General features: G+C 73.1%; 21 protein-coding genes. 12 read left to right on the top strand and 9 right to left on the bottom strand.

Features of this window, described 5'->3' with window-relative positions; translation table 11 throughout:
- The first annotated feature begins 2 nt into the window (after positions 1 to 2).
- Positions 3 to 947, top strand: coding sequence for a M56 family metallopeptidase (locus PV789_RS26690; protein ID WP_274975090.1), 945 nt, complete (start codon positions 3 to 5; stop codon positions 945 to 947).
- Positions 948 to 1,113: 166 nt separating this feature from the next.
- Positions 1,114 to 1,413 (top strand): DUF2516 family protein, encoded by a 300-nt coding sequence (locus PV789_RS26685; protein WP_212642469.1) that lies wholly within the window; start codon positions 1,114 to 1,116, stop codon positions 1,411 to 1,413.
- Between the two features lie 12 nt (positions 1,414 to 1,425).
- On the opposite strand, the gene PV789_RS26680 is transcribed toward PV789_RS26685, so the two are convergent.
- Together PV789_RS26680 and PV789_RS26675 are read right to left on the bottom strand one after the other, a co-directional pair.
- The gene (locus tag PV789_RS26680) at positions 1,426 to 3,909 is read right to left on the bottom strand and encodes a hypothetical protein (RefSeq protein WP_274975089.1); all 2,484 of its coding nucleotides are present in this window, start codon (positions 3,907 to 3,909) and stop codon (positions 1,426 to 1,428) included.
- A gap of 224 nt (positions 3,910 to 4,133) precedes the next feature.
- Positions 4,134 to 4,727, bottom strand: a complete 594-nt coding sequence (locus PV789_RS26675) for a TetR/AcrR family transcriptional regulator (RefSeq protein WP_274975088.1) — start codon at positions 4,725 to 4,727, stop codon at positions 4,134 to 4,136.
- 164 nt (positions 4,728 to 4,891) lie between these two features.
- Between PV789_RS26675 and PV789_RS26670 the strand changes: the two genes are divergently transcribed.
- Positions 4,892 to 5,851, top strand: a complete 960-nt coding sequence (locus PV789_RS26670) for an alpha/beta hydrolase family protein (RefSeq protein ID WP_274975087.1) — start codon at positions 4,892 to 4,894, stop codon at positions 5,849 to 5,851.
- 235 nt (positions 5,852 to 6,086) lie between these two features.
- Here PV789_RS26670 and PV789_RS26665 read toward each other — a convergent pair whose 3' ends face one another.
- Both PV789_RS26665 and PV789_RS26660 read right to left on the bottom strand, forming a co-directional pair.
- Complete coding sequence (locus tag PV789_RS26665) at positions 6,087 to 7,082, bottom strand: neutral zinc metallopeptidase (RefSeq protein WP_274975086.1); 996 nt, start codon at positions 7,080 to 7,082, stop codon at positions 6,087 to 6,089.
- A gap of 75 nt (positions 7,083 to 7,157) precedes the next feature.
- A complete protein-coding gene (locus PV789_RS26660) occupies positions 7,158 to 8,117 on the bottom strand; it encodes a neutral zinc metallopeptidase (RefSeq protein WP_475466571.1) in 960 nt (319 codons plus the stop codon).
- Positions 8,118 to 8,204: 87 nt separating this feature from the next.
- Here PV789_RS26660 and PV789_RS26655 point away from each other — a divergent pair, with 87 nt between their 5' ends.
- Together PV789_RS26655 and dtd are read left to right on the top strand one after the other, a co-directional pair.
- Positions 8,205 to 10,046, top strand: a complete 1,842-nt coding sequence (locus PV789_RS26655; protein ID WP_274975085.1) for a DUF2207 domain-containing protein — start codon at positions 8,205 to 8,207, stop codon at positions 10,044 to 10,046.
- Positions 10,047 to 10,075: 29 nt separating this feature from the next.
- Positions 10,076 to 10,501 carry a D-aminoacyl-tRNA deacylase gene (gene dtd, locus PV789_RS26650; protein ID WP_274975084.1) on the top strand — a complete coding sequence of 142 codons (426 nt, stop codon included), beginning with the start codon at positions 10,076 to 10,078 and terminating at the stop codon, positions 10,499 to 10,501.
- An 80-nt stretch (positions 10,502 to 10,581) separates the two neighbouring features.
- Here the strand turns inward: dtd and PV789_RS26645 are convergent, their stop codons facing one another.
- Together PV789_RS26645 and PV789_RS26640 are read right to left on the bottom strand one after the other, a co-directional pair.
- Positions 10,582 to 11,277: a response regulator gene (locus PV789_RS26645; protein WP_013155318.1), complete on the bottom strand. Its 696-nt coding sequence runs from the start codon at positions 11,275 to 11,277 to the stop codon at positions 10,582 to 10,584.
- Complete coding sequence (locus PV789_RS26640; protein ID WP_248772330.1) at positions 11,274 to 12,473, bottom strand: sensor histidine kinase; 1,200 nt, start codon at positions 12,471 to 12,473, stop codon at positions 11,274 to 11,276. The genes PV789_RS26645 and PV789_RS26640 overlap by 4 nt, the downstream gene beginning before the upstream one ends.
- A gap of 124 nt (positions 12,474 to 12,597) precedes the next feature.
- Here PV789_RS26640 and phoU point away from each other — a divergent pair, with 124 nt between their 5' ends.
- The 3 genes from phoU to ispF all read left to right on the top strand — a co-directional run bounded on the left by phoU (position 12,598) and on the right by ispF (position 14,854).
- Entirely contained in the window at positions 12,598 to 13,260 is a 663-nt protein-coding gene (gene phoU / locus PV789_RS26635; protein WP_047868396.1) for a phosphate signaling complex protein PhoU, read from the top strand.
- 607 nt (positions 13,261 to 13,867) lie between these two features.
- A complete protein-coding gene (locus tag PV789_RS26630) occupies positions 13,868 to 14,350 on the top strand; it encodes a CarD family transcriptional regulator (RefSeq protein ID WP_013155315.1) in 483 nt (160 codons plus the stop codon).
- 33 nt (positions 14,351 to 14,383) lie between these two features.
- Complete coding sequence (gene ispF, locus PV789_RS26625; RefSeq protein WP_274978261.1) at positions 14,384 to 14,854, top strand: 2-C-methyl-D-erythritol 2,4-cyclodiphosphate synthase; 471 nt, start codon at positions 14,384 to 14,386, stop codon at positions 14,852 to 14,854.
- Between the two features lie 16 nt (positions 14,855 to 14,870).
- Here ispF and PV789_RS26620 read toward each other — a convergent pair whose 3' ends face one another.
- Both PV789_RS26620 and PV789_RS26615 read right to left on the bottom strand, forming a co-directional pair.
- Entirely contained in the window at positions 14,871 to 15,347 is a 477-nt protein-coding gene (locus tag PV789_RS26620; RefSeq protein WP_274975083.1) for an MmyB family transcriptional regulator, read from the bottom strand.
- A gap of 149 nt (positions 15,348 to 15,496) precedes the next feature.
- The gene (locus PV789_RS26615) at positions 15,497 to 17,614 is read right to left on the bottom strand and encodes a DUF2637 domain-containing protein (RefSeq protein ID WP_274975082.1); all 2,118 of its coding nucleotides are present in this window, start codon (positions 17,612 to 17,614) and stop codon (positions 15,497 to 15,499) included.
- Positions 17,615 to 17,906: 292 nt separating this feature from the next.
- On the opposite strand from PV789_RS26615, the gene cysS reads away from it, so the two are divergent.
- From cysS to PV789_RS26595, 4 genes are all read left to right on the top strand, one after another.
- The gene (cysS, locus tag PV789_RS26610; RefSeq protein ID WP_274975081.1) at positions 17,907 to 19,310 is read left to right on the top strand and encodes a cysteine--tRNA ligase; all 1,404 of its coding nucleotides are present in this window, start codon (positions 17,907 to 17,909) and stop codon (positions 19,308 to 19,310) included.
- Positions 19,311 to 19,443: 133 nt separating this feature from the next.
- Positions 19,444 to 20,406 (top strand): 23S rRNA (guanosine(2251)-2'-O)-methyltransferase RlmB, encoded by a 963-nt coding sequence (gene rlmB, locus PV789_RS26605; protein WP_274975080.1) that lies wholly within the window; start codon positions 19,444 to 19,446, stop codon positions 20,404 to 20,406.
- Between the two features lie 130 nt (positions 20,407 to 20,536).
- Positions 20,537 to 20,830 (top strand): DUF8129 domain-containing protein, encoded by a 294-nt coding sequence (locus PV789_RS26600; protein ID WP_274975079.1) that lies wholly within the window; start codon positions 20,537 to 20,539, stop codon positions 20,828 to 20,830.
- Positions 20,831 to 20,882: 52 nt separating this feature from the next.
- On the top strand, positions 20,883 to 21,905 hold the full coding sequence (locus tag PV789_RS26595; protein WP_274975078.1) for a DNA topoisomerase IB: 1,023 nt from the start codon (positions 20,883 to 20,885) through the stop codon (positions 21,903 to 21,905).
- 49 nt (positions 21,906 to 21,954) lie between these two features.
- On the opposite strand, the gene PV789_RS26590 is transcribed toward PV789_RS26595, so the two are convergent.
- Positions 21,955 to 22,164 carry an MbtH family protein gene (locus PV789_RS26590; RefSeq protein ID WP_013155306.1) on the bottom strand — a complete coding sequence of 70 codons (210 nt, stop codon included), beginning with the start codon at positions 22,162 to 22,164 and terminating at the stop codon, positions 21,955 to 21,957.
- Positions 22,165 to 22,204: the final 40 nt, after the last annotated feature.

Genomic DNA, 22,204 nt, shown 5'->3' with positions numbered 1-22,204 from the left:
GTATGGTCAGTGCCGCCCTCCTCACTATCGTCGCGGTCTGCTGTCTCATCGCGATGGAAGGCCTCCACCGGGCCAAGTGGCCCTCGCGGGGGCCCTACACGGCCGTGATCACCTGGCAGGCACTCGGGCTCGCCTGGGGCGTGTCCACCATCGGCGCGCTCCTGGCCTTCGGGCTCTCCTCCTACCGGCTCGGCGCGGCTGGGGGTTCCATGGCCCTGGCCACGGACATCGTGACCGGCGACCTGCTGCTCGCCGAGCTCTCCCAGGGCCTTGAGGGCATCAGCCACATCGTGGCCGTGGTCCTGGCCGTCGTGCTGACCCTGGTGCTCTTCTACGGCCTGGTCTCCTCCTTCCTGCACGTGGTCCGCGTCCGCCGACGCCACCACGACCTCCTCGAACTCATCGCCAGCGAGCACCCCGACGTGCCCGGCGCCCGCGTGCTCGACCACCCGGCCGCCGCCGCGTACTGCCTTCCGGGCGTGCTGCGCTCGCAGGTGGTCATCAGCGCCGGGGCCCTGGCGGTCCTGGACAACCGCGAGCTGGCCGCCGTCCTGGCCCACGAGCACGCCCATCTGCGCCAGCGCCACGACCTCGTGCTGCTGCCCTTCTCCTCGCTCAAGCGTGCCTTCCCCCGGTTCCGCCTGGTCCGCACCTACTACGAGAGCGTGGCGCTGCTCATCGAGATGTGCGCCGACGACCAGGCCCGGCGCAAGAGCTCCTCACGCGAGCTGGCCATGGCGCTGCTGCGCTTCGGCGCCGCCGGACCGGCCCCGGTGCCCGCCGGGGCGATGGCGGCCGTGCCCGACGCCGAGCCCGGGGTGATGCAGCGGGTCAACCGCCTCCTGCACCCCGACAACGAGCTGCCCTACCACGCGGGCGCCTTCATCATGGGCGGTTCCGCCTTCCTGCTGGCCGCGGTCACCTGCCTCTGGCACATCCCGCTGTGACCTTCCCGGCCGCCGGTCGCGCCCGCGCGCGGACCGCTGCCGCCGCCGACCGCGATCCCCGCGCGTGTGTGACACCCGCCTCCGCGGGCACGATCAACGCGTCCCATCCGTTTACGGTGGAGAGCGGGCGGACTCCCCGCTCGGAACGTCGTCGGGAGTGTGCGTTTTGTTCGGACTGATCTGGCAGGCCATCTACCTGGTCACCTTCGTCGCGAGTCTGTACGCGCTGATCGAGGCGATCCGCACGCCGGCCGCGGCCTTCGAACTCATGGACAAGCAGACCAAGAAGCTGTGGGTCATCCTCACCGGTGTCGCCACGGCGCTCTCCCTGCTGGCCGTCTTCTCCGGCCGCGGGATGTTCGTCATCCTCGGCCTGGTCGCCACCCTCGTCTTCCTGCTGGACGTGCGTCCGGCCGTCAAGGGCGTGGGCGGCAACAGCAACAACGGCCCCTACGGTCCCTGGTAGGCCTGCCCGGTCTCATTCCGCCTTCCCGGCCGGGGCCTCGCGCCCCGTGCCTCCGGCTGAGGCCTCACGCCGTGCCTGCGCCTCCATGGCGTCCAGCACGCGCCGCAGCTCCGCGGAGTAGGCGGGGTCGCCCGTGTAGTAGGAGTGGCCCAGGATCTCCGGGCGTCTGGCCTCGCCGGGCAGCGCGTCGTAGGAACGCGGGTCCGGCAGGGGCTCGGCCCGCTCCACCACGCGTACGGTCCCGAAACCGCCGGAGGAGTCGAGCGTGCGCACCGGCCCGGCGATCGCGTCGGTGACCCGCCACAGGTTGCGCCAGTCCGTCACCCGCTCCCGCAGGTCCGCGAACTGGCCCGGCCCGAAGTAGGCCGGGAAGTAGCGGGCGTACAGGCGGTCCAGCGGTGAGCCGTGCGTGATGAGCGCGATCCGGCCCAGGCAGTCGGTGGGCAGCTGCCAGACCGTGGCCGCCGCCAGCACCGAGCCCTGTGAGTGCCCCGAGAGCACCACGTCCGTTCCCTCCCGGCACAGCAGGGCCACCCGGGCGCACAGCTGGGGCACGGCCCGCTCCGCGTAGGAGGGCGGCGCCAGGGGGTGGGCCGCCCGGGGCCAGAACGTGCCCACGTCCCACACCGAGCCGACCGCCTGCCGCGTGGGCCGGTCGCGGTAGGCGCTGCGCCCGATCCACGCCAGAGCCACCAGGGCGGCGCCGCCCAGCAGGGAGCCGACGCCGATCAGCCCCGACACCGTCCCCTGGGCGAACCCCCGCACATCGCCGGGCACGGCGGCCGCGTCCGACACGGCCGTCGTCACCGAGGCCGGACCCGCCGCCAGGTGCCCCGAGAGCGTGGAGGAGAGCACGAGCACGCCCAGCGCCACCACCGGGAGCAGGAAGGCCGCCAGCACCCACGGCAGCACCTCAGTCATCCGGCCCGCCGCCCGCGCGTGGGCGATGTCCCAGGTACGGCGGTCGCGCACGCTGCGCGCGTAGTCCTCGGTGACCCCGGCCAGGTGCGACCGGGTGTCGCGGCGCAGCCGCAGCGCGAGCACCCCCACCACGGCCAGCGCGATGGCCGCCTCCAGCGCGAACGCCAGCTGGAGCCAGGAGTAGGCGGCCGGTACCGACAGCGGCAGACAGTCCACCTCGGGGGTGGCCAGGGTGCCGCAGCCGCTCAGCGCCAGCGACCCCTGGTAGACGAGGGCGGCCGAGAAGCCGCCGCCGAGCAGGGCGCCCAGGGCCGCCGTGGCCGGACCCGCGAGGCCGCGCATCGCCGCGCCGCCGTGGGAGCGGTCGGAGGCGAACAGGAACAGCGCCGCCGCCAGCATCACCAGCACCAGGGCAGCCTGGACCGCGAACAGCGTGTTGAGGATCGCCCCGTTGCCGGGCAGTCGCCCCGACGCCGTCCACTCCGGGCGGGGCCAGAGCACGTACGCGGCCACCGCCAGCCCCAGGACCAGGGTGGCGTCGCGCAGCAGGCGGCAGATCCGGTCGGCCCGGGCGTTCCAGCGCGGGTCGGTGCCCGGGACCAGCACGCTCAGGGTGCTCAGGGTGACCACCGCCGCCAGCAGGGCCGCCAGGAGGGCGCCGACGATCCACGGCCCCGCCCCGTCCGGCGGCCCCGCCGCCGCCGGGTCCAGGTCGTGCCGCAGCGCCGGTACGACGAGCAGCGCGGTCACCGTGCCCAGGGCCGCCGAGATGTGCGCCGAGCGCAGCCGGGCCATGGTCTCGCTGTTGCGCCAGAAGCCCTCCTGGCTCAGCGGGGCGGCCGCGCTGGGGCGGGGCGGTATCGGGCTCTCCACGACCTCGTAGTCGGCGGCCGTGCGCCGCGACAGCAGCCACAGCACCACGATCAGCGCCACCGGCAGGACCGTGCCCACCAGCAGGGCCGGGCCCGGCGCGGACAGCACGGAGGAGGGCGAGCCGAGGAAGGCCAGCCAGGGGCGGGCCCGCACGCACTCCTCGCCCTGGCCGGAGGCGCACTGCCAGGCCACCAGGTCCATGCCGATCCCCGCCGCGGCCAGGGTGATGAGCACCGTCAGGGACAGCGCCAGCAGCCGCACGCTCCCGCCGTAGGCGTTGTTGGCCAGCAGCCGCGTCCCCGTGGGGGCGCGGTCCATCCGTCCGGGCCGCATCCAGTACGCCACGTTGACGAGCATGAACGGCAGCAGCAGAAGCCAGAACGCCCGGGAGGAGCGCCCGGAGGTGAGGTTGCCCCAGGCGAAGATCTCCCGGCGCACGTTCGGGAGGGTCTCGGTGTCGGACTCGCGGCGCCAGCGGAAGAACCCCGCCAGTCGGTCGCCGCCCACGCGCATGGCGGGTTCGACGTCCAGTAGTTCCTCGGCCTGGCCGCCGCTGACGCCGTGTACGCGCAGCTCGACCCGCTCGCACGCGGGGGAGCCCGGGCCGGTCGGGACGGGCGGCGGAGAGGCGTCGTCAGGGGAGGGCTCGGGGGAGGTCGGTTCGGGCTCGTAGGGGCTGAGGGGTTCGGCGAGGTCCGACATACGAAGCATCCTGCCACGCTCCGTATCCGGGCGACAGCGGTACTTCGAACCTGTGGACAACGCCGGGGGACTCCGCCCGCGGCCCTTCCGGGTACGGGGGAGCGCCCGTACGGAGAGAGGCGGTAACCGGGGAGGGGGCCCGGTGCGTGGAGGACCCGCCCGCGGGGAGGTGCCGCGTACGGGGCGCGGCGCCCACGGGTGCCAGCACGCGCTGTCCGCCGACGTCAGGAGGGTTGCGGCCGCCGCAGCCCCAGCAGGAGCAGTTCGACCAGTCGGCGCGGGTCGTAGCGGGGGTCCTCGCCGCCCACGCAGAGGTTGCCGATGCCGCGCATCAGCTCGTAGGCCCGCGTGCCGGGTTCGATCTCCCCGGCCTCGACCGCGGCGTCGAGCAGGGTCGTGCAGACGGGCACCAGACGGTCGAGGAAGTAGGCGTGCAGGGCCTCGAAGCCGCCGCTGTCCGACCGCATCGCAGCGGCCAGCCCGTGCTTGGTGACCAGGAAGTCGACGAACAGGTCCACCCACGCGCGGAGTGCGGCGAACGGGGACCCGGACTCGGCCATCAGCCGCGGACCGGCCTCGGCGCAGGCCTCGACCTGGTGGCGGTAGACGGCGACGACCAGGTCCGCCCGGGTGGGGAAGTGGCGGTAGATCGTCCCCATCCCGACGCCCGCCCGGGCCGCGATCTCCCGGATCGGCGCGTCGACGCCGGAGGTGACGAACACCGCGGCGGCGGCGGTGAGCAGCTTCTGCTGGTTGCGCACCGCGTCGGCCCGCCTGCCGCGGGCCGGCACCTCCTCCGACCCTCCTGTGCTGGGCATACACGTTCTCCCTCCGGCGTCCGTTGCAAAACGGAACACTGCTCCGTATATTAAGAGGAACAGCGCTCCGCTTGCAGTCTAGCTGCGACGGGACACTTCCGTCCGCCCTGCCCGCCGCCGGTCCGAGGGGACCTCGGCGCAGGCCACCGAAGGGAAAACGCACCATGAGCGCACCGACGCGCACGCCCGACTCCGTCGGCCCCGCCGCCCCCGTCCTCTCGGTCAGCCCGGTCGTGCTGCCCGCACCCGACCGCGCCGTGGACCTGCAGGTGCGGGTCTCCGTGCCCGCGACCGGGGGCGGACTGCCGATCGTCCTCCTCTCACACGGCCACGGCCCCTCCCACCACCTGTCCTCGCTGAACGGCTACGCGCCCCTGGCGAACTTCTGGGCGGCCCACGGATTCGCCGTGATCCAGCCGACCCACCTGAGTTCGAGGACGCTGGACCTGGACCCCGACACCCCCGAGGCGCCGCTGTACTGGCGGTCGCGGGCCGAGGACATGACGCGCGTCCTGGACCGGCTCGACGAGATCGAGGCCGCCGTACCCGGGCTCTCCGGACGCCTGGACCGGAGCAGGGTGGCCGTGGCGGGGCACTCGATGGGCGGGCACACCGTGAGCCTGCTGCTCGGCGCCCGGCTCACCGACCCGCACGACGGGAAAGTCGTGGACCTGTCCGAGCCCCGGATCACGGCGGGCGTGCTGCTCGCCGCGCCCGGCGCGGGCGGTGACTCCCTCAACGAGTCCACGGCCCGCGCCTACCCCTTCCTCTCGACCACGGACTTCTCCACGATGACGACGCCCGCGCTCGTGGTCGCCGGGGACGCGGACGACTCCGCCCACCTGACGGTCCGCGGCCCGGAGTGGCACGTCGACCCCTACCGCCTCGCCCCCGGCCCCAAGACCCTGCTCACGCTGTTCGGCGCGGAGCACGGGCTCGGCGGGGTCTCCGGTTACGACGTCGCCGAGACCACGGACGAGAGCCCCGAGCGGGTGTCCGCGGTCCAGCGGCTCACCTGGGCCTACCTCCGCGACCGGTTCCACCCCGGGGACCCCGCATGGCAGGCGGCGTGCGACGCGCTGACGGGCGGCCCCGACCCGCTCGGACGGGTCGAGTCCAGGTAGGCCCGGCCGGGTCGCGTCCCGGGGCTCCGCCGCGGCGCCCACGGGTGCCGCGGCGAGGCCGGACGCGCACGCACGGTCGGCCGTCCGGGCGCGGAACACGCGTCCCGGCGCTCCGGTGGCCCGGCCGTCGCATCCGTCCGGACTGGGAGGGCGCCGTCCACGGCCCCACCACCGTGCGGCGCCTGCGTCCCATGCGGCGCGTACGTCCTCATGCGGCCGTCGGGGCGCAACTTCCTCAGCGCACCAGCGACTCGTCCGCCACGTCCCAGGTGTTGCACGCCCCCGGCCGCTGCTCCTCCAGGCCGGTCCGGGTCCACGCCACGCTGTTGTCCACCGACCCGTGCGTGCGCTCCTCCTCCTCGCCGTCCTCGCGGTCGGCGGTGGCGGCGGCGTCGTCCAGCAGCGTCTCCACGTCCCCCTCGTCCAGGGGGTAGCTCACCCGGACCGACCCCATGAACACGCCCGCCAGGCAGTTCGCCTGGAGCTCGCCGCGGCGCGTCCACGCGTTGCGCTCCAGCACGCCGTCCTCCAGTTGGCGCTGCCCGTGGTAGTACTCCAGCAGCCCCGACTCCCCCTGCACGTGGTGGCCGTACTCGTGGGCCAGCAGGGACGCGTACACCACGCTGTCCGTGGCGCCGTTCCACTTGTCCACCACGTCCGCGGTGCCGATGTAGATGCCCGTGCTCGCCCGGCAGTAGAACGCACCCGCGCGGGAGGGGTAGGCGCGGCACGGGCTGATCCCGGGCTCGTCCCAGAACACCCGCTCCGGAGGGGTGAAGGGGATGCCCGCGCGCAGGAACTGGGTCCGCCAGGCGTCGTCCAGGCAGTCCGCGACCGTGTGCAGGAACCCCTCCATCGACTCGGGGTCCTCCACGTCCAGCTCCGGCACCGGGCACGGGCGCGGGCTCAGCCGCCCCGTCTCGTACAGCGGGTTGGCGACCAGCGCCTGGTACCCCGACGGGCGCTCCTGGGCGCCGAACCGCTCCGGCAGCCCCTGCCCGCCCGCCATGCCGGAGGGGGCCTGACCGGGCTTGTCGTCGGAGTCGGCGCCCGCCTCCGGGACGGCCGCGTCCGGCGCGGCCCCGGGCGGGGGGCCGTCCTCGTCGGCGGTGGTCCACGACAACAGCGCCAGCGCCAGCAGCACCACCATGAGGGCGGTCACCAGACCGAACACCCGGCGGTCGGCGCGGCGAGCCGCGGACGCCGGCGACCTACCGAACCCTGCGTACACCCCTGTCCGCCCGCCCTGTCGTCACCGTGGCCGGGCCGGACACGCCCGACACCTGACCGTGCCCCCCGGAGCGCATCACCGCACCAGATCCTCGGGAGCGTTCCACGTGTTGCACGCGGCCGGATCCCTGCGGTCCATGCCGTGCGCGGTCCACAGGCGGCCGTTGGCGGCCGAACCGTGGGTGTGCTCGTCGCCCCAGTCGGAGCGCAGACCGACGTCGTCGAGGATATTCTCCCGCTCGGACCCGCCGAGGCCCAGATCCTCGCGCGAGGCGCCCAGGAAGACCCCGCCCAGGCAGTTGGCCTGGAGCTCGTTGCGCCGGGTCAGCTCGTCCGCCTCCGCCTCGTCGGCGCCCGCCCGCTCGCTGTGGAACCGCGCCAGGATGCGCGACTGCCCCTGCACGTGGTGCCCGTACTCGTGGCTGAGCAGGAACGTGTACGCCTCGGGCTTGTCGCTGCCGCCGGAGGCCGCCACGATGTCCTCCACACCCAGGTACAGGCCCTGGTTGGCCTGGCAGTAGAAGGCCGCCGTGCCCTCGCTGGGGAACGCGCCGCACGGGCTGTTCCCGGCGGTGTGCCAGTACACGCGGTTGGGGGAGCTGAACTCCAGCCCCGCCTCGGCGAAGTAGGAGCCCCACGCCGTGTCCAGGCAGTCGGCGATCTCGTGGACGAACGCCTCCACCGACTCCGCGTCCTTCTCGTCCAGCTCGGGCACCTCGCAGGTGATCTCGCCCAGCTCGCCGATCCGGTACAGCGGGTTGTCGGTGAGCGGGTCGCCCCGGCCCGGGGCGGTCAGCGGCTCCTCGGCCGCCGACGCCCCGCCCGACCCGCCCGGCGCCAGGTCCGCTGACGCCACCGGGTGCGACCACGCGGGCTCGGAGGGGTGCAGGGCGGCCGAGATCGCCAGGAAACCGGTGAACCCCACCGCCGCCGCCCCGGTGCCCAGCGTGAGCGTGACCCCCAGGCCCATCCGCTGGAGGAGCCCGGAGTCCTCGGGCCAGAAGTCCGGTCCCCGAACCGGTCTTCGGCTCACCACGGCAGCTCCCCGCGGCACCGGGGCACGACGCCGGCCGCCGTGCCCGGGGGGAACGGTGCACCGGGGGACCGGATAGGCTCTCGCGACATGTGGTGGGTTGGCTCCTGGCGCCCGGCCGTCGCGGTCGCGACGGCCGTCTTCGTGTTGTCCTCACTGGTCACGGCGCTTGTCGTCGCGTGGCCGGGTGGGGAGGCCCACGCCGCGACGCCAGCGGCACCGGCTCCCACAGTACCGGGGGGCTCCGTGACGCCCGCCAGCGACCGGTCCGCCCCGGTCATCACCAACGACGTCCGCCTCGAACTCGACGGCGCGGGCGTCCTCCACGGCGAGGAGACCATCTCCTTCTCCGGCGGCGCCCCGGCCACCTTCACCCGATCCCTGACCGAGACGATGCTCTACGACACCGAGCACGACCGGAAGTTCGAGGTCACCGGCGTGCGGGCCACCGACCTGGACGGCGAGACCCTGGACGCCCGGGTGAGCAGGGACGACGGCTCCCTGTCCGTGGAGATCCCCACCGAGGCCACCTCCGGGGTCGTGCTCTCCTACCGGGTGAGCGGAACCGTGAGCGAGGTCTCCCAGGGCGTCCAGCTGGAGTGGCGAGCCGTCGGCGCCTACAGCCACACCGTGGAGGCCACCGACGTGACCGTCACCGCGCCCCTGCCGCCCGAGGCGCTGTCCTGCCTGGCCGGGGAGCCGCGCAGCGCCATGTACTGCACGGCCTCCGACATGGGCGCCGACGCGGGCGTGGCCCACTTCCTCCAAGCCGACATGGAGCCCAGCGACCGGCTCGACATCGTCGTCAACTACCCGCCCGGCGCCGCCGAGGGAGAGCCCATCCTCACCCGCCGCTGGTCGCTGGCCTCGGCGTTCGCGGTCACCCCGGCCACCGCCAGCGTGTTCGGACTGCTGCTGGCGGTGCTCCTGGGCGGCCTCGTGGTGCTGATCCGCGTCCGGGGCCGCGACGAGCGCGCCCTGCGCGACGAGGCCTCGGCCGGGGACCACGCCCCGGTGGCCGAGGGCGAGCACGGGCGCCTGCGGTTCGCCCCGCCCGACGACGTGCACCCCGGCCAGATCGGCACGCTCGTCAACGAGACCGTGGACATCACCGACCTCACCGGCGCCGTGGTCGACCTGGCCGTGCGCGGCTACGTGCGCCTGGAGGAGCTGCCGCACGAGCACTTCACGTCCGTGGACTGGCGGCTGGTGCGGCTGGACGGCCCCCCGGAGGACACCCTCCGCTCCTACGAGTGGCTGCTGCTGGACGCGCTCTTCGGCGGGCGCCCGACCGTGCGCCTGTCCCAGGTCGGCTCGCCCCGCACCTCCGCCGACTTCCCGGCGCGCATCGACCGCGTCCGCGAGGAGCTGTACCGCGACATGGTGCGGCTGAAGTGGTTCGCCCGCTCGCCCAGCCAGGTGCGCAGCCGCTGGAGCGCCGTCGGCATGGCGGTGACGGCCGCGGGCGTGCTCCTGACCGGAACCCTGGCGGTCTTCACCAGCGCGGCGTTCACCGGGCTGGCCGTCATCATCGCGGGCGCCGCCGTCACGGCGGGCGCGCAGTACATGCCCGCCAAGACCGCCCTGGGCAGCTCGGTGTACGCGCACACGGTGGGCTTCCGCGACTACCTGCTGAGCCCGCGCTCGGCGACCGCGCCCCCGGGGCAGCGGGTGGAGCTGTACTCGCGCTACCTGCCCTACGCGGTGATCTTCGACGACGTCGACCACTGGGCCAACATCCTGGCCTCGGCGGCGCTCACCGACCTGACCCCCGAGGAGCTGACCGGTGACGGCCTGGCCTGGTACACGGGGCCCAGGGAGTGGCGGATCGAGGACTTCGCGGACTCCATCACCACGTTCGTGGTGACACTGACCGGCATCATCACCAACGCCCGGCGGCTGCGGGCGCTCAACCAGTTCCAGCGGCGCTAGGACGCCGCAGACCACGAGGGGGAGGCACCATGCGCGCGGTCGTGCAGCGCGTGTCGCACGCGTCGGTGACGGTGGACGGCGAGGTGGTCGGGCAGATCACCGAACCCGGCCTGATGGCGCTGGTGGGGGTCACCCACACCGACACCGCCGCCGAGGCGGTCAGGATCGCCGGGAAGCTGTGGACGCTGCGGATCCTGGAGGACGAGCGGTCGTGCTCCGACACCGGCGCGCCGCTGCTCGTGGTCAGCCAGTTCACGCTCTACGGCGACGCGCGCAAGGGCCGCCGCCCCACCTGGCAGGCCGCGGCGCCCGGCCCCGTCGCCGAACCCCTCGTGGACGCGGTCGTAGAGGAGCTGCGCTCGCTCGGCGCCGTGGTGGCCACGGGGGTGTTCGGCGCGAAGATGTCGGTCTCCCTCACCAACGAGGGCCCGTTCACGGTCGTCCTGGAGGCATGACGGGGCCCGGGCTGTGGACGCGGCCACGGCCCGGGACACGGGATGCGGCGCAGGGAATCCCCGGAGAGATCCCGTGCCCCTCAGACGTCGACGGTGACCGGCTCGAACTTGTAGCCCAGACCGCGGACGGTCACGATGTAGCGCGGGCTGCCCGGGTCCTCCTCGATCTTGGCGCGCAGCCTCTTGACGTGCACGTCGAGGGTCTTGGTGTCACCGACGTAGTCGGCGCCCCACACGCGGTCGATGAGCTGCATCCTGGTGAGCACCCGCCCGGCGTTGCGCAGGAGCACCTCCAGCAGCTCGAACTCCTTGAGGGGGAGCTGCACGTTGTCGCCGCGCACCGTCACCACGTGCCGCTCCACGTCCATCCGGACGGGACCGGCCTCCAGGGCGGCGGGCAGCACGACCTCGTCCTCGCCCCGGCGGCGCAGCACCGCGCGGATGCGGGCCACGAGCTCGCGCGAGGAGAAGGGCTTGGTCACGTAGTCGTCGGCGCCCAGTTCCAGACCGACGACCTTGTCGATCTCGGAGTCCTTGGCGGTGAGCATGATCACGGGGACGTTGGACTTCTGCCGCAGCGTCCGGCACACCTCGGTGCCCGACAGCCCCGGCAGCATCAGGTCCAGCAGCACCAGGTCGGCCCCGGTACGGTCGAAGGTCTCCAGCGCCACGGTCCCGGTGGGCGCCACGGCGACCTCGAAGCCCTCCTTGCGCAGCATGTACGACAGGGCGTCGCTGTAGGATTCCTCGTCCTCGACAACGAGTACGCGCGTCACTGTGCCGCCTCCTGACGGTCGGTGTTCCGGGCGGCCTCGGGCCCCCGGCTCTCGGAACGGGGCAGACGCAGAGTGAACGTCGACCCCGACCCCTCCTTGCTCCACACGGTCACTTCTCCACGGTGGTGGGTCATGATGTGCTTGACGATCGCCAGGCCCAGACCGGTACCTCCGGTGGCCCGGCTCCGAGCGGCGTCCACACGGTAGAACCGCTCGAAGATCCTTTCCAGGTCCTGCTGCGGGATCCCGATGCCCTGGTCGGCGACGCTGATGTCCACGCTGGACCTGGACAACACCACGGACACGGCGACCCGGGTGTTCTTGGGGCTGTAGGACACGGCGTTGGCGACCAGGTTGCGCAGGGCGGTGCCCAGCAGTCCCTCGTCGCCCATGATCACGACGCCCTCGGCGCCGCTGCCGACCAGTTCGATCCCCTTGGCGTCCGCGGGCATGCGCACCGAGTCCAGCGCCTCCTCCACGACGGGGCCGAGGTCGACCCGGGCGGGTTCGGCCATCGGCTCGGCGCCCTGGATGCGCGAGAGCGTGATGAGGTCCTGGATCACGGCGGTCAGCCGCGAGGCCTCGATCTGCATGCGCTCGGTGAAGCGACGCACCGCTTCCGGGTCGTCACTGGCGTCCTGTACGGTTTCCGCCAACAGGGACAAAGCGCCCACCGGGGTCTTCAGCTCGTGCGAGATGTTCGCGACGAAGTCGCGGCGGACCGCCTCCAGGCGCCGGTGCTCGGTCTGGTCCTCGGCCAGCACCAGCACCAGCCCGGTCCCTCCCAGGGGGGCCACCCGCACGGCGAAGGACGTGGCGTCGGGGCCGAACTTGCGCACGGCCACCTCGATGTCCGTCTCCCGGATGACGCCGTCCCGCCGTACCTGCCGGGCCAGGGTGAGGAGTTCGCCGATGACCAGTTCCTCGCCCCGCACGATGCCGAAGGCGCGTGCGGCGGAGGAGGCGCGCAGGACCCTGTCGGCGGAGTCCAGCACGACGGCGGAGGAGGGGATCGCGGAGAGCACCTCGGCTATGCCGGAGGGCAGCACGCCGCCGTCGCGGTTCGCGGGCTCCGGAGCCTGCCGCTGCCGTGCGGCGGTACCCGTACGGAAGAAAGGGCCGGCCAGGACGCCGATGACGACGCCCGTGACGAGTCCGATGATGCCGGTCACCGCGGCGAGAAGTTCCCCTTGCACGGTTCGATCGTAAACGTGCGGGCTGGGGCTTTACCCGGTCAGGGCATGTGACACAACCGAGGTTCTTGCATCGTTCACCAATTCTTGGCCGACTCTTCAAACAACCACTGGGAGCATTGACGCCATGCGCGATACCTACCACGACGACCTTGACAGCCTGAGTGAACGCCTCGTCGAGATGACACGGCTCGCCCGGCACGCCGTCGCTCGTGCGACCACGGCGCTGCTGGACAGTGACATCAACGCGGCGCAGGAGGTCATCTCCGGTGACGAGCAGATCAACCGGCTCGACCAGGAGATCGAGGACACCGCGTTCAGCCTGATGGCCCGGCAGCAGCCGGTCGCCTCCGACCTGCGCACCATCATCACCTCCCTGTACATGCGCGGCGACCTGGAGCGGATGGGCGACCACGCCGTCCACCTGGCCAAGATCGCGCGGCGGCGCCACCCCGACTCGGCGATCCCCAAGCCGGTGCGCTCGATCGTGCTGGAGATGGGCCACCAGGCGGAACTGCTGGTCACCAAGGCGGGCGAGGTCATCATGGACCGCGACCCCGACACCGCCCTGGAACTGGACAAGGACGACGACACGATGGACCGGCTGCGGCGCAAGCTGCTGCAGCGCATCCTCGCCCCCGGGTGGGAGTACGGGGTGGAGGCCACCATGGACGTCACCCTGGTCGGCCGGTTCTACGAACGCTTCGGTGACCACGCGGTGCACGTCGCCGACAACCTCGTCTACATGGTGACGGGCGAGAAGCGCGAGGACTACGACCCCGAGAGCTGAGCCCGGCCGGGGCCTCCCCGCGGTGGGGACCGCGGGTGTGCCCTCGCCGGTCCGGCCGGGTTGGGCGCCGCCCGCGGGTCGGGCGTGCTTCCCCGCCGCCCGGACGCGTCCCCCTAGGGCGTCCAAACCCCGGGTGCCCCGGTGCCGCGCCGGAGCGCGCGGTGCCGGGCCGGGGGCACGGGGCCGGGGCGCGCCGGAACGCGGGGCCGGAGCGCGGCCGACCGGTCCGGACGGGTCGTGCGGCGGCCGGAGACGGGTCGTGCGGCGGCCGTCCCGGCGGGGCGTGCGGGGGAGTTTCGGCGGGTCGTCGGGAGCCCCCGCGGGCGACGTGCGCCAGGCGACTCGGCACGGTGAGATCCGTCGCTCCGGCCCCTCCCGGAAGGCTTCCCGGGCGTGTCCGTAACGCCTTCACCAAGTCCCGGTGAAGGGGCGGACACGGCGTCCGCAAGCCCTTCCGTACAGGGCCTGACCAGGTGCGCAGCAGGCCTCGGGTACACTTTGTCAAGCCCTGAAAAGTAGGGCTTGACCTGCGTGTTCGCAAACCTAATAGGTACGTTAAGTCACAGATTCGTGGTATCCTTGTGGTAGCGGAAGGGGTACCTGTCACATGGCTTTCAAGGTCGGCGACACTGTTGTCTACCCCCATCATGGGGCTGCTCGTATTGAAGCGATCGAGACGCGCAACATTAAGGGCGAGGACAGAATCTACCTCGTTCTGAGGGTCGACAAGGGCGATCTGACTGTGCGCGTGCCCGCCGCGAATGCCGAGGACGTCGGCGTTCGCGACGTGGTGGGGCAGGAGGGCCTGGACAAGGTCTTCGAGGTGCTTCGCGCGCCGCACACCGAGGAGCCCACCAACTGGTCCAGGCGCTACAAGGCCAACCTGGAGAAGCTGGCCTCGGGTGACGTGAACAAGGTCGCCGAGGTGGTTCGGGACCTCTGGCGCCGGGACAAGGAGCGCGGCCTGTCCGCCGGTGAGAAGCGGATGCTCGCCAAGGCGCGGCAGATCCTCGTCAGCGAACTCGCCCTCGCGGAAAAGACCAACGAGGACAAGGCCGAGGCCCTCCTCGACGAGGTTCTCACCACCTGAACCGGTTCTGAAATCACGTAATTGATGACGAATATGCCTCGGGTGGGCGTCGGAACGGACGTCCACCCGTTTTCTCCTGGGCGCACCCTTTTCCTGGCCGGTTTGGAATGGCCGGGAGAGGACGGCGTCAGCGGCCATTCCGACGGCGATGTCGCCGCCCACGCCGCGTGCGACGCGCTGTTGTCCGCCTGCGGACTCGGCGATCTGGGATCCAACTTCGGCACTTCGGAACCGCGCTGGAAAGGCGCCTCCGGAGCGGCCCTGCTCACCGAGACCGCGGCGCGCGTTCGCGCGGCCGGTTTCGAGATCGGCAACGTGGCCGTCCAGATCATCAGCAACCGCCCCAAGTTCGCGCCGCGCCGCGCAGAGGCCGAGAAGACGCTCTCGGAGGTCGTGGGAGCGCCCGTGAGCATCTCGGCGACCACGACCGACGGCCTGGGTCTGACCGGCCGCGGAGAGGGCATCGCGGCGGTGGCCACGGCCCTGTGCGTGACAGCGGGCTGAGGCCCGGGCGGCCCCGTCACGACGCGCGTCCGCGCTCCTGGTAGACGAGCAGCTGGTAACCGGGGGCGCTGGCGACGTTGAAGGCGTGGAAGTCCACCGTCAGCGGGCCCCGCTCCGGGTGGCGGAGCAGTTTGGTCTCGTGGGTCTTCGGCTGGACGTCGTGCCTGGCCCAGAGCCCGGGGAACGCGGGGCTGCCGCTGCGGAGCGTCTCCAGGAGTTCGGTGAGCCTCGCCGGTGTGCGGTTGAAGTCGGCGCTGGCGCGCAGGCTCGCCACGGTGGCCTCCGCCGCCGCCTCCCACTCCACGAAGAACCGCGGTCCCTCGGGGTCGAGCACGGCCATCTCCAGCAGGTTCGCGGTGTCGGCGAACCCGCGGAACGGGTCCCGCGCCCGGTGGTTCACGGCGATGACGTCGAGCACGGGGTCGAGCACGATGGCCCCGGCCTCCTGCCGGGAGTCGAGGAGGGCGAGCAGTTCGGTCGGGACGGGGCGCACCGTCGCCTCCTCTCCGGAGGCCCCTTGCCTTCGGGCTGGGCCGCGGCGGCCAGGGGGCACCAGAACGACTTCGGGGCTGTGCACAACCTGTGCACAGCCCCGACGCATGCCCGTCAGCGGTGTCCGCTCGGCGCGCTTACCCGCCGTTCCTACTCGTCCGGGCGGAGCGGTTCGCTGCGCACGCGCCGCGAGGGCGGACCCGACGTGAAGTCCGGCAGCGGCGGACGCGGCGGCTTGAGCACCATGGGGCGCTTCTCCACCGGTGTGAGGGGTCCGCGCCGCTCCTGGGCGGGGCGCCCGGCACCGAGCGCGGGCCCGGCCGGGGGTTCCAGGGAGGAGGGGGCGGGTTCGTCCTCGTCCTCCTCCCGGACCGTCGGCGGAAGCTCCTCCGCCTCGGGCGGGAGGTCGGCGTCGGCCGTGGAGGGCTCGGGCTCCCCGAGCGGTTCCGGCTCCTGGAGCGGGTCCTCCTCCGGGAACCGGTCCTCGTCGGTCTCGTACCAGGCCCAGGCCTCCTCCAGCCTCGGCGCCGACTCCACGGGTTCGTTCGAGGGGGCCACCGCCTCCGGGGAGGCCTCGCCGATCCGGAACGCCGCCCGCACGGTGGGACCGGTGTCGTGGTCCAGCACGGGCGTCGGCTCCGGTTCCCGGGACTCCTCCGCGAACGGCGAGGTGTCGTCCTCCGGCGGCGTCCACACCGGCGGCACGTAGTCCGCGAGGACGTGGGCGCCCGAGTCGTCCGCGGGCGGCTCCCAGTGCGCGGTGTCCGGGGCGCGCTCCGCCGAGGGCTCGGCTTCAGCGTCGGGCTCGGGCTCGGGGTCCGGCTCCACCGGCGTGCTCCGCGACGCCGGGACGGGAGCGGACTGCGGCACGGAACCGGCCCGTCCGTCCTCCGCCTTCACCTCGGGCTCCGGCTCGGACGGCGCGCTCCGCGAGTCCGTGACCGGCTCGGGCGCCACGACGGGAGCGGGCTCCCGCCGGGGTTCCACGGGCTCCTCCACCGGTTCGGGTTCCGGCTCGAAGGCCGTGACGGTCCCGCTCTCGGGTTCGGGCTCCGGCTGTACGTGGTGCTCGGGCTCCGCGTGTGGCTCGGGCTCCGCAACCGGCTCTGCGGCCACCGGCGGAGCGTCGGCCTCGTCCGACACCGGGTCGCCGAAGGGCGGCTCGTGCTCGAAGCCCTCGTCGGCCAGGTGGTCGGGGACCGCCGAGACCGGCTCCGGTTCCACTTCCGGCTCCGGCTCCGGTTCGACGTCAGTGGGCGTGGCCGCACCGGGCACCACCGGCGCCTCCTCGGCGGCCCGCTTGATCGGGTTGTGCCCGTCCCGCGAACGCCGGGGCAGGCGCACCGTCGGCACGGACGCCTCGATCCCGTCCCCGTCGTCCCAGCCGTCCCGGTCGTCCCCGGAGCCTGAACGCGGTGCTTCGGTCCCGGCCACGGGCAGCGGCTCGGCGGCGAACTCCTCGTCGTCCCAGCCGTCCCGGCCGGGCTCGTCCCGGTTCCGGAAGGTGTCGGGTTCCGGGTCCCGCCCGCGCTCCAGCCGTTCCCCGGGCGCGTTGGGCCCGGCGAACTCCTCGGACCCTGCCGAGGCCTCCGGGGGTCCGGCGGTCCTCGGGTCCGCGCCGTTTCGGCCGTCCTCGTCCCGGTCATCGGCGCCCAGGCGCAGCAGCCGCGCCTGGAGGGTGCCGCCCTCCGACGCGGTCAGGGGAGCGGTGTCCCGGCGCGGGGGGACCGTGGTGCGGGCGTGCAGCACCGTCGTGGGGTCGTCCGCCGGACGCGGCCTCGCCATCCGTGTGCGGCGCCTGCGCATGTGCGCGCGCAGGGTCATCCACAGCAGGAAGGCCACGAGCAGCGCCGCGAGCGGCGCCACCGCCACGATCACGTTGGCGACCCCCTGGTGCACCCGCTCGACGAGTTCCAGGCTGCTCAGCAGCATCGCCGCCGCGGCGAACAGGACCAGCACCGGGATCAGCACCAGGTCGACCCAGAGCCGCTCGCGCGGAGGCGCTCCGCGCAGCAGGTAGCTCACCCAGCACGCCATCATCAGCAGCAGGGTGTAGGTCACCGGGAACACGTGGGCGAGGGGGCTGCCCTCGTGGCCGCCGTACTCGGCGAACTGGAAGATGCCGTTGTAGGAGATGACGAGGGCGCACAGCGCGATGAGGCCGACGAACAGGCCGCTACCGACGAGAGCACCGGCTCCCGCGCCGCGACCTGCTGCGGGCCTACCGTTCCGTGTCCCTGACTCGGGGGCGTTGTTGTAAGGGGCCATCGCCTTCGCAGCGTAGTCCAGGCGGTGCCGCGAACACGAGATTCCGTCTGATTATGGTTGCTACCAGACGAGCCGCCCCCAGGCGTTCTGTGTCGTTCTGTCGGAATATGCAGGGAGTAGCGCTCGGGAGAACCCGCGGAACGGACTTCCGGCCAGGGTTATCTCACACCCCGTGTGTCCGAATACGGCCAACCACATATACGCACTTGGGGATGTCCGGGAGAGCTTTTCCCACCTGGGAGTCCCTGGTTTGTGACGCCGCTGCGAGGGGAAAGGGGATACGCTTGACAACGTGAGTCTGCGCTTCTATGACACCAGTGCCCGACAGGTCCGCGAGTTCGTCCCGCTGCGCGAGGGGGCCGCCTCCCTGTACCTGTGTGGTGCCACGGTGCAGGCACCTCCGCACATCGGGCACATCCGCTCCGGGGTGAACTTCGACATCCTGCGTCGCTGGCTGACGCACCTGGGGTACGACGTCACCTTCTGCCGCAACGTCACCGACATCGACGACAAGATCATCCGGGTCGCGTCGGACGAGGGCGTGCCGTGGTGGCAGGTCAGCGAGCGCAACCAGCGCGCGTTCACGCACGCGTACGAGATCCTGGGCTGCCTGCCGCCCACCGTGGAGCCGCGGGCCACCGGGCACGTGCCCGAGATGGTCGACCTCATGCACCGCCTCATCGACGCGGGCCACGCCTACGCCGCCTCCGACGGTTCCGGCGACGTCTACTTCGACGTGCGCTCCTACCCGCCCTACGGGGGCCTGTCCAACCAGCGCCTGGACCAGGTCGTGGAGTCGGCCGACTGCGACGCGGACCGCGACAAGCGCGACCCCCGCGACTTCGCCCTGTGGAAGGGCGCCAAGCCGGGCGAGCCCAGCTGGCACACCCCGTGGGGGCGCGGACGCCCCGGCTGGCACCTGGAGTGCTCGGCCATGGCCACCAAGTACCTGGGCCCCAGCTTCGACATCCACGGCGGCGGCCTGGACCTGGTCTTCCCGCACCACGAGAACGAGCTCGCCCAGTCCCGCGCGGCCGGGGACGGCTTCGCCCAGTACTGGCTGCACAACGGGCTCCTCGTCGTCGGCGGCGAGAAGATGAGCAAGTCGCTGGGCAACTCCCTGCTCATCCCGCAGATGGTGCGCAAGGTGCGCCCGGTCGAGCTGCGGTACTACCTGGGCCAGGTGCACTACCGCTCGGTCATCGACTACTCCGACGCCGCCCTCCAGGAGGCGGCCACCGCCTACCAGCGCATCGAGGGCTTCCTCACCCGCGCCGCCGAGGTGCTGGGCGAGGTCGTCCCGGCCGCGGACGTGCCCGCGGAGTTCGCGTCCGCGCTCAACGACGACCTCGGGGTCTCCCAGGCCCTCGCCGTCGTGCACGGCCACGTCCGCGAGGGCAACACGGCGCTGGCGGCGGGCGGCAAGGAGCAGGCCGCCGAGATCGCCGGTGAGCTGCGCACCATGCTCGGCGTCCTGGGCCTGGACCCGCTCGGGGAGCAGTGGGCCACCGGCGGGGACCAGGGGCTGCGCGAGGTCGTGGACGCCCTGGTGGCGGTCGCCCTGGAGCAGCGCCAGGCCGCGCGCGGCCGCAAGGACTACGCGGCGGCCGACGCGATCCGCGACCAGCTCGCCGGGGCGGGCGTCGTGGTCGAGGACACCCCCGAGGGCCCGCGCTGGGACCTGCGCCGCGACTGAGGCGGCCCGGGCGGTGGCGCGGCGGCGTTAGTCTGGGAGTTTGCCGCCGCGTTCACGTTGGCAGGCCACATTCCACCAGCCGGATGCGACGCGCCTCCGGCATGCCCGCGACACTGACGGGGAGGCGGCGACCATGCCGGCGAAGAAGAGCAAGAAGGGCCCGACCAAGGGCAGCGGAGGCAAGGGCCGCCGCTCGCTGGAGGGCAAGAGCGGCACCCTGCCCGCCGAGCAGCGGCACTGGTACGACGGCAAGCAGCGGGCCAAGGCCGCCCGCCGCCCCGATTCCGCGGGCCAGGCCCGGGGCCAGCAGCAGGGGGAGCGCCGCCGTGCGGACGCCTCCGACCTGCTGGTGGGGCGCAACCCGGTGGTGGAGGCGCTGCGCGCCGGTATGCCCGCCACCCGCCTGTTCCTGGCCAACAGCCTCGACCCGGACGAGCGCGTCAACGAGGCGGCCCGGATCGCCGGTGAGCGCGGCCTGGACGTGCTGGAGGTCACCAAGACCGAGCTGGACCGCCGCTGCGAGAGCAACGGCCAGCCCGGCGCGGCCCACCAGGGGCTCGCGCTCCAGGTGCGCCCCTACCAGTACCGCGCGCCCGAGGCCCTGCTGGACGCGGCGCTGGAGTCCGACACCCCGGCGCTGATCGTGGCCCTGGACGGGGTGACCGACCCGCACAACCTCGGCGCCATCGCGCGTTCGGCCGCCGCGTTCAACGCGCACGGCCTGCTCATCCCCGAGCGCCGCTCGGCCGGGGTCAACCTCACCGCCTGGAAGACCTCCGCGGGCACCCTCGCCCGGCTGCCCGTGGCCCAGGCCACCAACCTGACCCGCGCGCTGGAGGGTTACAAGAAGGAGGGCGTGTTCGTGGTCGGCCTCGACGCCGGCGGCGACACCCCCATCCCGGACCTGGAACTGGCCACCGGCCCGCTGGTCATCGTGATCGGCTCCGAGGGCAAGGGCCTGTCCCGCCTGGTACGCGAGGCCTGCGACGTGGTCGCGAGCATCCCGATCGGCAACGCGGAGTCGTTGAACGCCTCCGTGGCCGCCGGGGTGTCCCTCTACGAGGTGGCCCGCCGCCGCTCCGCCGCGAAGGGGTAGCAGCGCCCCGCTTCGGACCCGTCCGGCTCCGCGCACGCGGAGCGGGGCGGGTCCGCTTCGTTTTCCGCTCCGGCCCCGCGGGTAGCTGTGCTGCTGCACGTGGCCATCGCAGAGGAAGCGGGTGGGCGGCATGGCGACTCCTCCTGTACCCGACTACGAGGACCTCTCGCTCCGGGACCTGGACGAACGCGTCCGCTCCCTCCCCGCGGAGCGGGTGCGCGAGCTGATCGCCTACGAGGAGAGCCACTCCGGCCGGATGCGGGTGCTGGAGCTGCTGAAGGACCGCCTGCACTCGGCCGAGGGAGGCGACGAGGCGCACCGGGAGCCCGGGCCCGAGGGCCGCGAGGACGCCGCAGCCGACGCGGCCGACGCGCGGGCGGTGCCCGAGAGCCCGGAGCGCCCGCCCGGCCGGGACCCGTCCTGACCGGGCGAACGGTCCGGGGAACGCGGACGGTCGTCCGTGAGGAGGCCCCGGTATGAGCCTGCGGCGCAGCGACCCGGCCGAGCCGGGGATCACCAGGCGCCGTCGCGGTCGCGGCTACAGCTACCACGGCCCGGACGGCAAAACGGTCACCGACCCCGACCGGATCCGGCGCATCAAGGAACTCGTCGTGCCCCCGGGCTGGCACGACGTGTGGATCTGCCCCTCGCCCGAGGGCCACATCCAGGCGTGCGGCACCGACGACGCGGGCCGCCGCCAGTACCTCTACCACGCCGAGTGGCGGCGCCGGAGCGAGGAGGCCAAGTACGACCGGATGCTCGACTTCGCCGAGCTGCTCCCGAAGATCCGCGGCACGCTGGCCGAGCACCTGTCCCGCCGGGGCCTGCGGCGCGAGCGCGTCCTGGCCGCGGCCGTCCGCCTGATCGACCTCGGCTTCCTGCGGGCCGGGGGCGACGCCTACGCCGCCCGCAACGACTCCTACGGGGTCGCGAGCCTGCTGCGCGAGCACGTCCACCGCAGCCGCGGCACGGTGGTGTTCGAGTTCCCCGGCAAGTCCGGTCAGGACCAGCGCGTCGAGTGCGCCGAACCCGAGATCTGCCGGGTGGTCTCCGGCCTCCAGCGCGTCCGCTCGCCGGGGCAGGACCTGTTCGCCTACCGCGTCGGCGACGGCTGGCACGACGTGAACACCGACGACCTCAACTCCTACCTGCGCGAGGTCGCCGGGGAGGAGCACACGGTCAAGGAGTTCCGCACCTGGCACGCGACGGTCCTGGCCGCGGTCGGGGTCGCGGTGGCCGTGCCGCCCGAGGACGACAGGGCCCTGGCCCGGTTGCGGACGCACGTGGTCCGCGAGGTGGCCGACTACCTGGGCAACACCGAGGCGGTGGCCCGGGACTCCTACATCGACCCGCGCGTCTTCCGGCTGCACGAGCGGGGCGTGACCATCGCCGCCTCCCTGCCCGAACTGGGCGGCGAGGCGCCCGCGGGCGAACTCGCCACCCAGGGCGGGGCGGAGGAGGCGGTGCTGCGCATGCTGCGCGACAACGGCGACGCCTGAGGGCGCGTGGGGGCGCCGGGGCGCGCCGGACCCGCGCGCCCCGGCGCGTTCAGCCCTCCTGCGCGGCGATCAGGCTCGCCGGGCGCAGATCGGTCCACTCGCGCTCCACGTACTCCAGGGCCTCGGCCCGGGAGGTCTCGCCCTGCGCCACCCGCCAGCCCCGGGGCACCTCGGCGAAGGCGGGCCACAGGGAGTGCTGGCCCTCGTCGTTGACCAGCACGAGGAAGCGGGCGTCCTCGTCGTCGAAGGGGTTGCTCACGTCGTTCCGTCTCCTTGTCGTGGGTGCCGCGCGCCGTTCG

It is taken from the genome of Nocardiopsis camelliae (genome assembly GCF_028993595.1).
GTDB classification, from domain to species: domain Bacteria; phylum Actinomycetota; class Actinomycetes; order Streptosporangiales; family Streptosporangiaceae; genus Nocardiopsis; species Nocardiopsis dassonvillei.
Note: the sequence above shows the minus strand (reverse complement) of the source record. Positions and strands in the feature narration are given on the sequence as shown.

Excerpts from the sequence above, each read along its gene's own strand:
- PV789_RS26690 (WP_274975090.1), top strand. The coding sequence starts at position 3 with ATGGTCAGTGCCGCCCTCCTCACTATCGTCGCGGTCTGCTGTCTCATC.
- PV789_RS26680 (WP_274975089.1), bottom strand. The coding sequence starts at position 3,909 with ATGTCGGACCTCGCCGAACCCCTCAGCCCCTACGAGCCCGAACCGACC.
- PV789_RS26675 (WP_274975088.1), bottom strand. The coding sequence starts at position 4,727 with ATGCCCAGCACAGGAGGGTCGGAGGAGGTGCCGGCCCGCGGCAGGCGG.
- PV789_RS26670 (WP_274975087.1), top strand. The coding sequence starts at position 4,892 with ATGAGCGCACCGACGCGCACGCCCGACTCCGTCGGCCCCGCCGCCCCC.
- PV789_RS26655 (WP_274975085.1), top strand. The coding sequence starts at position 8,205 with ATGTGGTGGGTTGGCTCCTGGCGCCCGGCCGTCGCGGTCGCGACGGCC.
- dtd (WP_274975084.1), top strand. The coding sequence starts at position 10,076 with ATGCGCGCGGTCGTGCAGCGCGTGTCGCACGCGTCGGTGACGGTGGAC.
- phoU (WP_047868396.1), top strand. The coding sequence starts at position 12,598 with ATGCGCGATACCTACCACGACGACCTTGACAGCCTGAGTGAACGCCTC.
- PV789_RS26630 (WP_013155315.1), top strand. The coding sequence starts at position 13,868 with ATGGCTTTCAAGGTCGGCGACACTGTTGTCTACCCCCATCATGGGGCT.
- ispF (WP_274978261.1), top strand. The coding sequence starts at position 14,384 with ATGCCTCGGGTGGGCGTCGGAACGGACGTCCACCCGTTTTCTCCTGGG.
- PV789_RS26615 (WP_274975082.1), bottom strand. The coding sequence starts at position 17,614 with ATGGCCCCTTACAACAACGCCCCCGAGTCAGGGACACGGAACGGTAGG.
- rlmB (WP_274975080.1), top strand. The coding sequence starts at position 19,444 with ATGCCGGCGAAGAAGAGCAAGAAGGGCCCGACCAAGGGCAGCGGAGGC.
- PV789_RS26600 (WP_274975079.1), top strand. The coding sequence starts at position 20,537 with ATGGCGACTCCTCCTGTACCCGACTACGAGGACCTCTCGCTCCGGGAC.
- PV789_RS26595 (WP_274975078.1), top strand. The coding sequence starts at position 20,883 with ATGAGCCTGCGGCGCAGCGACCCGGCCGAGCCGGGGATCACCAGGCGC.